The 12,316-nt window shown below is 73.4% G+C and carries 11 protein-coding genes and 1 pseudogene; 7 read left to right on the top strand and 5 right to left on the bottom strand.

From position 1 onward, the window contains the following. Window positions 1-3: 3 nt before the first annotated feature. Both efeB and efeU read left to right on the top strand, forming a co-directional pair. Window positions 4-1,317, top strand: a complete 1,314-nt coding sequence (gene efeB, locus OG730_RS29040) for an iron uptake transporter deferrochelatase/peroxidase subunit (RefSeq protein ID WP_327307000.1) — start codon at window positions 4-6, stop codon at window positions 1,315-1,317. An 18-nt stretch (window positions 1,318-1,335) separates the two neighbouring features. Continuing rightward, window positions 1,336-2,208 carry an iron uptake transporter permease EfeU gene (gene efeU / locus OG730_RS29035; RefSeq protein ID WP_327306999.1) on the top strand — a complete coding sequence of 291 codons (873 nt, stop codon included), beginning with the start codon at window positions 1,336-1,338 and terminating at the stop codon, window positions 2,206-2,208. Window position 2,209: 1 nt separating this feature from the next. Here efeU and OG730_RS29030 read toward each other — a convergent pair whose 3' ends face one another. The 3 genes from OG730_RS29030 to OG730_RS29020 form a co-directional block, all read right to left on the bottom strand. Further along, a complete protein-coding gene (locus OG730_RS29030; RefSeq protein ID WP_327306998.1) occupies window positions 2,210-2,845 on the bottom strand; it encodes a GNAT family N-acetyltransferase in 636 nt (211 codons plus the stop codon). After that, window positions 2,845-3,708 carry a PhzF family phenazine biosynthesis protein gene (locus OG730_RS29025; RefSeq protein WP_327306997.1) on the bottom strand — a complete coding sequence of 288 codons (864 nt, stop codon included), beginning with the start codon at window positions 3,706-3,708 and terminating at the stop codon, window positions 2,845-2,847. The genes OG730_RS29030 and OG730_RS29025 overlap by 1 nt, the downstream gene beginning before the upstream one ends. Before the next feature lie 121 nt (window positions 3,709-3,829). Continuing rightward, window positions 3,830-4,600, bottom strand: coding sequence for an SDR family oxidoreductase (locus OG730_RS29020; protein ID WP_327306996.1), 771 nt, complete (start codon window positions 4,598-4,600; stop codon window positions 3,830-3,832). A gap of 109 nt (window positions 4,601-4,709) precedes the next feature. Between OG730_RS29020 and OG730_RS29015 the strand changes: the two genes are divergently transcribed. Then, window positions 4,710-6,041, top strand: a complete 1,332-nt coding sequence (locus OG730_RS29015; protein ID WP_327306995.1) for a Bcr/CflA family multidrug efflux MFS transporter — start codon at window positions 4,710-4,712, stop codon at window positions 6,039-6,041. Between the two features lie 67 nt (window positions 6,042-6,108). Next, complete coding sequence (locus OG730_RS29010; RefSeq protein ID WP_327306994.1) at window positions 6,109-7,113, top strand: small ribosomal subunit Rsm22 family protein; 1,005 nt, start codon at window positions 6,109-6,111, stop codon at window positions 7,111-7,113. A 122-nt stretch (window positions 7,114-7,235) separates the two neighbouring features. Here the strand turns inward: OG730_RS29010 and ddaH are convergent. After that, a pseudogene (gene ddaH / locus OG730_RS29005) lies at window positions 7,236-8,054 on the bottom strand (dimethylargininase); the annotation flags it as partial. Window positions 8,055-8,169: 115 nt separating this feature from the next. Here ddaH and OG730_RS29000 point away from each other — a divergent pair. Together OG730_RS29000 and OG730_RS28995 are read left to right on the top strand one after the other, a co-directional pair. Then, window positions 8,170-8,838: a TetR/AcrR family transcriptional regulator gene (locus OG730_RS29000; protein ID WP_327306992.1), complete on the top strand. Its 669-nt coding sequence runs from the start codon at window positions 8,170-8,172 to the stop codon at window positions 8,836-8,838. Between the two features lie 137 nt (window positions 8,839-8,975). Continuing rightward, window positions 8,976-9,725 carry a bifunctional DNA primase/polymerase gene (locus OG730_RS28995; RefSeq protein WP_327306991.1) on the top strand — a complete coding sequence of 250 codons (750 nt, stop codon included), beginning with the start codon at window positions 8,976-8,978 and terminating at the stop codon, window positions 9,723-9,725. A 188-nt stretch (window positions 9,726-9,913) separates the two neighbouring features. Here OG730_RS28995 and yaaA read toward each other — a convergent pair whose 3' ends face one another. Next, window positions 9,914-10,714 (bottom strand): peroxide stress protein YaaA, encoded by an 801-nt coding sequence (gene yaaA, locus OG730_RS28990; protein ID WP_327306990.1) that lies wholly within the window; start codon window positions 10,712-10,714, stop codon window positions 9,914-9,916. A 105-nt stretch (window positions 10,715-10,819) separates the two neighbouring features. Between yaaA and OG730_RS28985 the strand changes: the two genes are divergently transcribed. Then, window positions 10,820-12,262, top strand: coding sequence for an RNB domain-containing ribonuclease (locus OG730_RS28985; protein WP_327306989.1), 1,443 nt, complete (start codon window positions 10,820-10,822; stop codon window positions 12,260-12,262). Window positions 12,263-12,316: the final 54 nt, after the last annotated feature.

Below are 12,316 nucleotides of genomic sequence, written 5' to 3'. Positions count from 1 at the left end.
CACATGAGCGAGTCGGTGCCCGGGCAGCAGCCCGCGCAGGACCACACGCAGGGCACGCCGGAGCAGGCGGGCCAGGCGGGCCCGGCCTCGGGCGCGCCCTCGCGCCGGGCCGTCCTCGGCTGGGGCGGCGCGGGCCTCGCGCTCGGCGCGGCGGCGGCCGGCGGTACGGCCATCGCCCTGAACTCGGGCCCCGACATGGTCTCGGCGGCTTCGGCCGGCGCGGCCGTGCCGTTCCACGGTGAGCACCAGGCGGGCATCTCCAGTGCCGTCCAGGACCGCCTGCACTTCGCCGCCTTCGACGTGAAGACGAAGGACCGGGCCGAACTGGTCCAGCTCCTCAAGGACTGGACCGAGGCGGCCCGCCTGATGACGACCGGGCAGCCCGTCGGCGAGGGCGGCTACGGCGGCCTTCCGGAGGCCCCGCCGGACGACACGGGCGAGGCGCTGGGTCTGAAGGCCTCCCGCCTCACCCTGACCATCGGTTTCGGGCCGGGCCTGTTCGCCAAGGGCCGCTTCGGCCTGGAGGGCAAGCGCCCGGGCGCCCTGATCGACCTGGAGCTCTTCCCCGGCGACAACCTCGACCAGGCCCGCTCGGGCGGCGACCTGTGCGTGCAGGCCTGCGCCGACGACCCGCAGGTCGCGGTGCACGCCATCCGCCAGCTCGCCCGCATCGGCTTCGGCAAGACGGCCGTGCGCTGGTCGCAGCTGGGCTTCGGCAAGACCTCCTCGACCACGCCGGACGAGCAGACCCCGCGCAACATGATGGGCTTCAAGGACGGCACCCGGAACATCTCGGGCACCGACAAGGCCGCCCTGGACAAGCACGTGTGGGTCGGCGCCGGCGACGGCAGCGACTGGCTGACCGGTGGCTCGTACCTCGTGGCTCGCCGGATCCGGATGAACATCGAGACGTGGGACCGCACGCCCCTGGGCGAGCAGGAGGACATCTTCGGCCGCGACAAGGGCGAGGGTGCCCCCGTCGGCAAGTCCAAGGAGCGCGACGAGCCGTTCCTGAAGGCGATGAAGCCCGAGGCGCACGTCCGCCTCGCGCACCCCGACACCAACAACGGTGCGACGATCCTGCGCCGCGGCTACTCCTTCACCGACGGCACCGACGGACTGGGCCGCCTCGACGCGGGCCTGTTCTTCCTCGCCTACCAGCGCGACGTGCGCACCGGCTTCGTACCGATCCAGCGCAAGCTGGCGAAGTCCGACGTCCTCAACGAATACATCCAGCACGTGGGTTCGGCCGTCTTCGCCGTCCCGCCGGGCGTCCGCGACAAGGACGACTGGTGGGGCCGGACGCTGTTCGCGTAAGGGACCGGGAGAACCGAAGTGTTCAGCAACTATCTGATCGGGCTGCGCGAGGGGCTGGAAGCCAGCCTCGTCGTCTGCATCCTCATCGCCTACCTGGTCAAGACCGGGAACAAGGCCAAGCTGGGCCCGCTGTGGCTGGGCGTCGGCCTGGCCGCCGCCCTGTCCCTGGCCTTCGGCGCGGGCCTCGAATTCGGCACGCAGGAACTGACCTTCAAGGCGCAGGAGGCGATCGGCGGCACCCTGTCGATCGTCGCGGTCGGCCTGGTCACCTGGATGGTCTTCTGGATGAAGCGCACCGCGCGGCACCTGAAGGCCGAGCTCCAGGGCAAGCTCGACGCGGCGCTCGCGATGGGCACCGGCGCCCTGGTGGCGACGGCGTTCCTGGCCGTCGGCCGGGAGGGCCTGGAGACCTCGCTGTTCGTGTGGCGCTCGGTCCACGCGGCCGGTGACGGTGCGGCCCCGCTGATCGGCGTGCTGCTCGGCATCGGGTCGTCGATCCTGCTGGGCTGGCTGTTCTACCGCGGCGCGCTGAAGATCAACCTGGCGAAGTTCTTCACGTGGACCGGCGGCATGCTGGTCGTGGTCGCCGCGGGCGTGCTCGCGTACGGCGTCCACGACCTCCAGGAGGCCGACTTCCTGCCGGGGCTGACCAACAAGGCCTTCGACATCAGCGCGACGATCCCGCCGGACAGCTGGTACGGGACCCTGCTCAAGGGCACCTTCAACTTCCAGCCGGACCCGACCGTGCTCCAGCTGATCGTGTGGGCCCTGTACCTGGTGCCGGTGCTGGCCCTGTTCCTGGCGCCGTCGCTGGTCAAGCGCACGAAGCCCAAGCCGGGGTCGGAGTCGGAGCCGGAGTCGAAGCCGGAGTCCGCGCCCAGCGGCTCCTGACTCACCACAGCCTGTCGATCGTCCCCGGGTAGAGGGGGACGCGGATGCCGGTGAAGGCCGCGCGGACCTGGTCCGCGCGGCCTTCGTCGTCCGCGCGGCCTTCACCGTCCGCGGCGGATGCCGCGCCGGCGCCGCCCGCACCACGGGCGAAGAACGCCCCGAGCACCGTCTTGCCGAGGCCCGGGGCGTCCGTGGCGAGCGGCTCCGCGGGGGTGCCGCCGACCAGGACCGTGCCGGGCAGCACCTCGAAGCCGGCCGCCTCGTAGAACGGGACCAGCTCCGGGTCGCAGCTGAACAGCGCCAGGTCCACCGCCGGATCGGCGGCGAGCCCGGCGCGGGCCGCCGCCACCAGCCGGCCCCCGTACCCGCGCCCCCGTACGTCGGCCCGGGTGACCACGCCGCTCAGCCCGGCCGCGCGGTACGTACGCCCGTCCGCGAGCCGGACCGGCTTGTGGAGGAGCGCCAGGCAGGCGGCGACCCGCCCGTCGGCGTCCAGGAGCAGGACCGCGCGCGGGGCGAGCGCCGGGTCGTGCCCGGGGGAAGACCCGGGCCAGGCCTGCGCCTCCAGACCCGCCACCTGCTCGGCGAGCCCGGAGGGCAGGACCGCGTACTCCTGGATGGTCCCCTCGATCCGCACTACGGGATCAGCGCGCCCGCGCCGCCCACCCGGACCCGGCTGTCGCCGGAGCGCAGCTCGACGGTGAGCACGCCGGGGCGGCCCATGTCGGCGCCCTGGTGGAGGGTCAGGACGGCTGCGTCCGGGACGAGGCCGATCTCGCGGGCGTACGCCCCGAAGGCGGCCGCGGCCGCGCCGGTCGCCGGGTCCTCGACGACGCCGCCGACCGGGAAGGGGTTGCGCACGTGGAACTCCGCCGGGCCCGCCCGGAACACGAGCTGCACGGTGGTGAGGTCGAGGCGCTGCATCAGCGCCTCCAGCCGGTCGAAGTCGTACGCGAGGTCGGCGAGCCGGGCCCGGGTGGCGGCGCCGAGCACCAGGTGGCGGGCTCCGGCGTAGGCGATCCGCGGCGGGAACGCCGGGTCCAGGTCGGCGGCCGGCCAGTCCAGTGCGGCCAGGGCCTCGGCGAGGTCGGCCGGGTCCAGGTCCTCGGTGTGGGGTTCGACGCTGGTCAGGGTGGCGCGCAGGCCGCCGGCCCCGTCCTCCCGGGTCACCGACACCGGGACCGTGCCCGCGCGGGTGGCGAGGACCAGCTCGCCGGGGCCGATCCGCTCGCCCAGTGCCACGGCGGTGGCCACGGTGGCGTGCCCGCAGAAGGGGACCTCCGCCTTGGGGCTGAAGTAGCGCACGGTGAAGGCCCTGCCCGGCGCCCCGTCGAGGCCCTCGGGCGGGGCGGTGAGGAAGGCCGTCTCGCTGTAGTCCAGTTCGGCGGCGATCTTCAGCATGGCGGCCTCGTCGAGGCCCGCGGCGTCGAGGACGACACCGGCGGGGTTGCCGCCGGCCGGGTCGTCGGAGAAGGCGGTGTAGCGCAGTACGTCAGTCATGATCGCCACAACGGTGACCCACGGGCCCGCATTCCCGAATCCGGAGCGTATTCGCAGGTCGGGACGGGGGCGGGCCCGGGTACGGCCTCGGCAGCGGGCCCCGGGCCGGGGGCGAAACGGGTCAGCCGCGCCCGATGTAGGGCATCGCGGTCGCCATCACCGTGGCGAACTGCACGTTCGCCCCGAGCGGGAGCTCGGCCATGTGCAGCACGGTGCGCGCCACGTCGGCCGCGTCCATGACGGGCTCCACCGCGAGCTGTCCGTTGGCCTGCATGATCCCGGTCTGCATCCGCTCGGTCATCTCGGTGGCCGCGTTGCCGATGTCGATCTGCCCGCAGGCGATCCCGTACGGACGCCCGTCCAGCGACAGGGACTTCGTCAGGCCGGTCATGGCGTGCTTGGTCGCGGTGTACACGATCGAGTTCGGCCGGGGCACGTGCGCGGAGATGGAGCCGTTGTTGATGATGCGGCCGCCCTGTGGGTCCTGGGCCTTCATCACCCGGAAGGCCGCCTGCGCGCAGAGGAAGGAGCCGGTGAGGTTGACGTCGACCACCGAGCGCCAGGCCTCGTAGGAGAGGTCCTCCAGCGCGACCCCGGCCGGGCCGAAGGTGCCCGCGTTGTTGAAGAGCAGGTCCACCCGTCCGTAGCGCGCCCGGACGGTCTCGAACAGCGCGGCCACGTCGTCCGGGTCGCTGACGTCGGCCCGGACGCAGAGCACCTCGGCGTCCGGGTGGGCGGCCCTGGCGGCCTCGGCGGTCTCCTCCAGCGGCTCGGTCCTGCGGCCGGCCACGGCCACCGCCCATCCGGCGGCGGCGAGGGTGAGGGCCACGGAACGGCCGATCCCGGATCCGGCTCCGGTCACTACGGCGATCTGCTTCAAGCGTGCGTTCATGGGGCCGCAGGCTACGTCACACGGCGCATCGGCCCCGGGACGTTCCGATTGCTGAGAACATGGGGCGATCAGGGGGTGTGAAGACACGATAAGAAGACTGGAGTTCCGTATGCCGGAGCGAGGCCACGCGACAGCGCCCTCGAAGGACTCGTCGCCCGCGATTCCCTCCCCCCTCACCACCGCACCTCCCCTGACGGCCGCCCGCCGGACGGGACTGCTCGTCACCTTCGTCCTCGGCGGACTCACCGCCCTGCCCCCGCTGTCCATGGACATGTACCTGCCGGCCCTGCCGACGGTGACCACCGCCCTGAACAGCCCGGCCGCGACCGTCCAGCTCACCCTCACCGCCTGCCTCGCCGGCATGGCGCTCGGCCAGCTGGTGATCGGCCCGATGAGCGACAAGTGGGGCCGCCGCCGCCCCCTGCTCATCGGCATGGTCGTCTACGTCCTCGCCACCGCCATCTGCGCCTTCGCCCCGACCGTCGAGCTGCTGATCGCCTTCCGGCTGCTCCAGGGCCTGGCCGGCGCGGCCGCGATCGTGATCGCGCGGGCCGTCGTGCGCGATCTGTACGACGGGGTCGAGATGGCCCGGTTCTTCTCCACCCTGATGCTCATATCCGGCGTGGCGCCGATCATCGCCCCGCTCATCGGCGGCCAGGTGCTGCGCTTCGCCGACTGGCGCGGGGTGTTCGTCGTCCTCACCGTCGTGGGGGCCCTGCTGACCCTCCTGGTCTGGCGGAAGCTCGACGAGACCCTGCCGCCCGAGCGGCGCCAGACCGGCGGCGTCGGCGCCGCGCTGCGGACCATGCGCGGACTGTTCGCCGACCGCGTCTTCGCCGGCTACACGCTGGCCGGCGGCTTCGCCTTCGCGTCGCTGTTCGCGTACATCTCCGCCTCGCCGTTCGTCGTGCAGGAGATCTACGGGGCTTCGGCCCAGACCTTCAGCCTGCTGTTCGGCGTCAACTCCCTCGGCCTGATCGCGGTCGGCCAGATCAACGGCAAGCTGCTGGTCGGCCGGGTCAGCATGGACAAGGTCCTGGGGTGCGGGCTCGCGGTCATCACGGCCGCCTCGGTCGCCCTGCTCCTCATGACCGCCGGGGTCTTCGGCGAGGTCGGGCTCTTCGCGATCTGCGCCGGACTGTTCGTCCTGATGTCCGCGATAGGCCTGGTCCTGCCCAACACCAACGCGCAGGCCCTGATGCGCGCCCCGCACGCGGCCGGCTCGGCCTCCGCCCTGCTCGGCACCTCCTCCTTCCTGGTCGGAGCCGTGGCCTCCCCCCTGGTCGGCATCGCGGGCGAGGACACGGCGGTACCCATGGCCCTGGTCCAGGCGACCTGCTCCTTCCTCGCGGTCCTCTGCTTCGTCGCCCTGTGCCGCCCGTGGCGGACCAGCCCGCCGACGGCGAAGGCGACCACGACGGCGAGCTCGACGGCGAGCTGACCGTCCGGGTCCGGACCGGGGCTTCGGCCCCGGTCCGGACCCGTCCCCAGCCCCGTAAACTTGGCGGGTGAACGACACCGCCACCACCACCGCCGAAACCCTGCGCAGCGCCCTCGCCGGGCTGCTCGAAGGCCTCCCGCAGAAGCAGGCCACGGCCGCCGTGGAACGGCTGATCGCCAATTACCGCGGCCAGATCCCGACCAACACCCCGGTCCTGCGCAACCGCTCCGACGTGGCCGCGTACGCGGCGTACCGGATGCCCGCCACCTTCGAGGCCGTACGGTCCGCCCTGGACGGGCTCGCCGAGGCGGCCCCGGGCTGGTCCCCGGCCTCGCACGTGGACGTGGGCGGCGGCACGGGAGCCGCGGCCTGGGCGGCGGACTCCGTCTGGGGCGGGCCGCGCGAGACGGCCGTACTGGACTGGGCGGACCCGGCCCTGGTGCTCGGCAAGGAGCTGGCCGCGGCCTCCTCCTCCGCCACCCTGCGGGCCGCCGAGTGGCGCCAGAGCGTCATCGGGGCGGGGATGGCCCTCCCCGCGGCGGACCTGGTGACGGTCTCCTACGTCCTGGGCGAACTGACCCCCGAGGCCCGCAGCGAGGTCGTCGCCGAGGCGGCGCGCGCCGGTCAGGCCGTGGTGGTGGTCGAGCCGGGCACGCCGGAGGGGTACCTGCGCATCCGCGAGGCCCGCGACCGGCTGATCGAGGCCGGGTTCCGGGTCGCCGCCCCGTGCCCGCACGACGGGACCTGCCCGATCCAGGTCGGCAAGGACTGGTGCCACTTCTCGGCGCGGGTCAGCCGCTCCTCCCTGCACCGTCAGGTCAAGGGCGGCTCCCTGTCCTACGAGGACGAGAAGTTCAGCTACGTGGCCGCCACCCGCTTCCCGGTGGAGCCGGCCGCGGCCCGGATCACGCGCCGGCCGCAGCTCCGCAAGGGGCTGGTCCTGCTGGAGCTGTGCGGACCCGAGGCCGAGGGGCAGACCAAGGTCAACGTGACCAAGCGCCACGGGGACCTGTACAAGGCCGCCCGGGACGCCGACTGGGGCCAGGAGTGGCCGCCCCCGCAGGGGGCCTGAGCCCGTCGGAGGCCGAGCCCGCAGGAGGCTTAGTCCGTAGGAGGCCGAGCCCGTAGGAGGCTTAGTCCGTAGGGGCCTGAGCCCGTGGAAGGCCCAGGCCCCTCGTCCGGAGGCGCGGCCGGCTAGGGCCTCAGCTCCTGCGTGCAGCACTTCACGCTGCCGCCGCCCTTGAGCAGCTCCCCCAGGTCCATGGGGACCGGTTCGAACCCCCGCTCCCGCAGGGGGGCGAGGAGTCCGGTCGCCTCCTGCGGGAGCAGTACGTTCCGGCCGTCGCAGACCGCGTTGAGCCCGAGGGCCGCCGCGTCCTCGGCCCGCGCGATCAGCGCGTCGGGGAAGAGCCGGCGCAGTACGGCCCGGCTGCCCGCGGAGAAGGCGTCCGGGTAGTACATGATCTCGTCGCCGTCGAGCACGGACAGGGCCGTGTCCAGGTGGTAGTAGCGCGGGTCGACCAGGTCGAGACCGATGACCGGACGGCCGAAGAACTCCTGGGCCTCGTCGTGCGAGAGCGGGCTGGAGCGGAAGCCCCGGCCGGCCAGGAGATAGGTGGCGGTGACGGCGAAGTCGCCCTCGCCCTCGTTGACGTGGGACGGCTCGTGAACGTCCTGGAAGCCGTTCGCGCGGAACCAGTCGAGGTGGATCTCCGCCTCGGCGGCCCGCTCGGGGTAGGCGAACCGCGCGCCCAGCACCCGGCCGTCGACGACGAGGGCGCCGTTCGCCGCGAAGACCATGTCGGGCAGTCCCCGGTCGGGGACGAGGGTCTCGACGGTGTGGCCCAGGGCCACGTAGCGGTCTCGGAGGTCCTCCCACTGGGCCATGGCCAGGGGCAGGTCCACCGGTTTCGTGGGGTCCATCCACGGGTTGATCGAGTACGTGACCTTGAAGTGCGCGGGTGGGCACATCAGGTAACGCCGGGGTGTGGCGTCTCTGCGCAACGAAGGCTCCTCACGGTGATGAGAAGAGAATCGTCCCTCCTCGGCGGGAACCGCGCAGTGAACTGATTGGGTGGTTTCCCGAACGGCTGAAAGTCGAGCGGGTCGGAGTTGATAAGTTGCCGAAATGAGCTCCAGCCCCCTCCCCGCCGCCGGTTCCGACCCCGGTCCCGGCCCCGCCGCCCCCCGGTCTCCGGACGCCACGCGCCGCAGCGACCGCTCGCGGCGGGCCATCCTGGACGCGGCGCTCGAACTGGTGGGGGAGGTCGGCTACAACAAGCTGACCATCGAGGCCATCGCCGCCCGCGCCGGAGTCGGCAAGCAGACGATCTACCGCTGGTGGCCGTCGAAGGCCGCGGTGCTGCTGGACGCCTCGGTCGCGCTCGCCGGTGACGCGAGCTCCGGCGGGGCGTGGACCGGCTTCCCCGACACCGGGGACCTGGGCGCCGACCTGAAGTACGTACTGCGGGCGACGGTGGACGAGTTCGCCGACGAGCGGTACGCGGCCCCCGCGCGCGCCCTGATGGCGGCCGGTGCCACCGACCCCGAGCTGGGGGCGCGCTTCACGGAGCAGCTGCTGGAACCCCAGCTCGCGCTGTACGAGGAGCGGTTGCGGTCGGCCCGCGAGGCCGGGCAGCTCCCGCCGGACACCGACCTGCGGCTGACCGTCGAAATGCTGCTCGGACCTCTGACCTACCGCTGGCTGCTGCGCACGGCGCCGCTCACGCACGCGTACGCGGACGCGCTGGTGGACGCGGTGCTGGGCGGGGGCAGGGCCGGGTGGGATAAGTCATGACCTCTTGATGGCCGAGAACATATGGCCGATTTATGTGGTTGTGTGGGGGCCCTGGTCGGGGGGTGCGGTCACCCGGCGCCCAGGATGGTGGGAACATGTGAGGGTCTACCGGGGCAACGGTGTAGGTGAGGGGATAGATGGGGTCTGAGTCGGGCCGTGTCAAACGCGGCGAGCAGAGCAGGATTTCCCAGTGGCTGCGCCGCAAGCCCAAACCCGACGCCGAGGACCCCGCGCGCGAACGCGAAGCCCTGCTCCTGGCCGTGGCCGCCGCGGGTCTGCCGATCTCGCCCGCCGCGCATCCGGCCGGCTACCGGTGTTCGTGCGACCGGATCGGCTGTCCGACGCCCGCGCGGCACCCCATCTCCTTCGCCTGGCAGACGCAGTCCACGACGGACCGCGCACAGGTCGAACGCTGGGCCCGCAACCAGCCCGCGGCCAACTTCATCACCGCGACGGGCATGGTCCACGACGTCCTGGACGTCCCCCTCGAAGCCGGGCACAGCGCGCTGGAACGCCTGCTGGCCGCCGGCGTCGAGGTCGGACCGGTCGCCGAGTCCGGCGGTACGGGCGACCAGGCCCGCATGCTCTTCTTCACCGCGACCCGGGGCACGCCCGAGGACGAGGACGAGTGGTGGCCCTGCGAACTGGACTGCCACCCCGAGACGATGGACGAGCACCCCGGGCTGCGCTGGCACTGCCGGGGCAGCTACGTCCTGGTACCGCCGGCCGCACTGCCCGGTGACCTCGCGGTGTCCTGGCTCCGCGGCATGGAGCACCCGCTCGTCGATCCGCTGACCCTTCTGGAAACCCTCACGGACGCCTGCGCCACCTACGCCGGCGCGTCGGACCACACCCCCGCCACGGTCGCCTGGCCCCTGGGCCGCTAGGGCGTCTCCGCAAAGTCCCGCCTGCCTCGCCGCGGGATCCCGCCGGGCGGGATCCCGCCGGTCCGACGCTTCGAGGCCGCCCCGCGCCGGCCGGCGCAGGGCGAGACCGAACCGCGTGCGCGGACTGACCCCGCCCCCCGGCGCCAGCACCGGCGCCGGCACCGGCACCGGCCCACCCGCAGCCCTGGTCAGTGGATCTGGGTGACCACCACGTCGAGCCCCCAGGCCTTGCCCGCCTTGGCCGGCGCTTGCGCTTCCACCGTGAAGCCCAGGTCGCGCAGGCACGTCACCAGCTCCGCCGGGGTCGCGGGGACCGCGCCCGCCGACAGGAGGTCGCGGACCAGGCGGCCCTTGGTGGCCTTGTTGAAGTGGCTCACCACCGACCGCTTCTCGACCCCGTCCACCATCTGGGAGTGCAGCACCCGGACCGTGGCCGTGCGCCCCGCCACCTCCCCCTTCGGCTTCCAAGCCGACGCGTACGCCGAGGACCGCAGGTCCAGGACCAGGCCGTCGCCCGCCGCCTCCGGCATCACCGAGGCCATCGGTTCGCGCCAGAACGCGCCCAGCGCCCCCAGCCCCGGCAGCTTCACCCCCATCGAGCAGCGGTAGGAGGGGATGCGGTCCGCGACGCCGACCGCTCCCCACAGGCCCGAGAAGACCAGCAGGGATTCCGCGGCCAGGGACGCCGCCGCCGGCGTGAGGGTCGAAAGGCCCAGCGCGTCGTACAGGACTCCCGTGTAGATCTCCCCGGCCGGGCGGGCGACCGCCGTCCGCAGCTCCGCGTTCTTGGCGACCTCACCGCGCAGGCCCTCGCTCAGGCCGAGCACCTCGCGGGCCTTCGGCTCGTCGCCCACGCACAGCTCGACCAGCTCCTCCAGCACCGCCGCCCGGGCCGCGGCCAGCCCCGGCAGGGAGAGCGTCTCCGGCTTCAGCGGTGCGCCGGAGCCGCCGGCGGCCTTTCCTTCGGACGGCGGCAGCAGCACGAGCACGGTGGTTCTCCTTCGACGGGCACGGCACAGCGACGGGGGTGCGGCCCCCGACCAGGGTAGACGGCTCGCCGTGCCGCCCGGGCCCACCGGCCATAGGCTCGGCTCATGCCACGCCGTCACATGATCATGACCGGCGCAGACGGGGCTGCTCTGCGGGCCGCGCTGCGTGAACTGAGGACGAAGCTGGAGGTGCCGGAGGAGTTCCCGGCGCCCGTACTCGCCGAGGCAGAGCGGGCGGTGCGCGGCCCCCGCCTGCCGGACTCCGACGCCACAGACATCCCCTTCTTCACGATCGATCCGCCGGCCTCGCGCGATCTGGACCAGGCCATGCACCTGGCGAAGCGGGCCTCCGGCGGCTACCGCGTCCACTACGCCATCGCCGACGTCGCCGCCTACGTCACCCCCGGCGGCGCCCTCGACGCCGAGGCCCACCGCCGGGTCACCACCCTCTACTTCCCCGACGAGAAGGTCCCCCTGCACCCGGCCGTGCTCTCGGAGGGCGCCGCCAGCCTGCTCCCGGACCAGACCTGCCCGGCCCTGCTGTGGCGCCTCGACCTGGACGCCGAGGGACGGGTGGAGAGCACCGACGTGCGCCGCGCGCTCGTGCGCAGCCGGGCCAAACTCGACTACGACGGCGTCCAGAAGGCCATCGACGCGGGCACCGCCGAGGAACCGCTCGCCCTGCTGAAGGACATCGGGCGGCTGCGCGAGGCCCTGGAGGCGGAGCGCGGGGGGATCTCGCTGAACGTGCCCGAGCAGGAGATCGTCGAGCACGAGGGCTCGTACAGCCTGGCCTACCGGGCCCCGCTCCCGGCCGACGGCTGGAACGCGCAGATCTCCCTGATGACCGGCATGGCCGCCGCCGACCTGATGCTCGCCGCCGGGGCGGGCATCCTACGGACGCTGCCGACCGCTCCCGACGGAGCCGTCGGGCGGCTGCGCCGGGCGGCGAAGGCCCTGCGGATCGACTGGCCGCACCACGTCCCGTACGCGCAGCTCGTGCGCGGGCTCGATCCGCACCGGCCCGCCCACGCCGCCTTCCTCCAGGAGTGCACGTCCCTGCTGCGCGGCGCCGGGTACACGGTCTTCACCGGCGGCGAGACCCCGGACCCCGTCCTGCACGCCGCGGTCGCGGCCCCGTACGCCCACTGCACCGCGCCGCTGCGCCGGCTCGTCGACCGGTACACGGGCGAGCTGTGCGTGGCCGCCGTGGCGGGAACCGAACCCCCCGGGTGGGCGCTGGAAGCGCTCGATGCCCTGCCGAAGGAGATGGCGGACGGGACCCGGCTGGCGAACTCGGCGGAGCGGGAGTCCGTGGACCTGGTGGAGGCGGCGCTGCTCAAGGACCGCGTCGGCGAGACCTTCGAGGCGATGGTCATCGATGTCAAGGACCGGGAGCCGCTGGTCGGCACGGTCCACCTGGAGGAGCCCGCGGTGATCGGCCGCGTGGAGTCCACGTCGGCGGAGCTCCCGCTGGGCGAACGGATCCGGGTCCGGCTGACGGAGGCGGACCCGGGACGGGCGAAGGTGCTCTTCGCTCCGGCCTAGGCTAGGCGGCCGCCGCGTCCGGGGCGGGGCATCGCTGGGGACGCCTCGCCTGGT

The sequence above is a fragment of the Streptomyces sp. NBC_01298 genome, from assembly GCF_035978755.1.
Classification (GTDB): domain Bacteria; phylum Actinomycetota; class Actinomycetes; order Streptomycetales; family Streptomycetaceae; genus Streptomyces.
This window is presented reverse-complemented; position numbering and strand designations above follow the sequence as displayed.

What these genes read in the sequence shown, in the direction of transcription:
- efeB (WP_327307000.1), top strand. Translation starts at nt 4, where the DNA reads ATGAGCGAGTCGGTGCCCGGGCAGCAGCCCGCGCAGGACCACACGCAG.
- OG730_RS29025 (WP_327306997.1), bottom strand. Translation starts at nt 3,708, where the DNA reads ATGACTGACGTACTGCGCTACACCGCCTTCTCCGACGACCCGGCCGGC.
- OG730_RS29020 (WP_327306996.1), bottom strand. Translation starts at nt 4,600, where the DNA reads ATGAACGCACGCTTGAAGCAGATCGCCGTAGTGACCGGAGCCGGATCC.
- OG730_RS29015 (WP_327306995.1), top strand. Translation starts at nt 4,710, where the DNA reads ATGCCGGAGCGAGGCCACGCGACAGCGCCCTCGAAGGACTCGTCGCCC.
- OG730_RS29000 (WP_327306992.1), top strand. Translation starts at nt 8,170, where the DNA reads ATGAGCTCCAGCCCCCTCCCCGCCGCCGGTTCCGACCCCGGTCCCGGC.
- OG730_RS28995 (WP_327306991.1), top strand. Translation starts at nt 8,976, where the DNA reads ATGGGGTCTGAGTCGGGCCGTGTCAAACGCGGCGAGCAGAGCAGGATT.
- OG730_RS28985 (WP_327306989.1), top strand. Translation starts at nt 10,820, where the DNA reads ATGCCACGCCGTCACATGATCATGACCGGCGCAGACGGGGCTGCTCTG.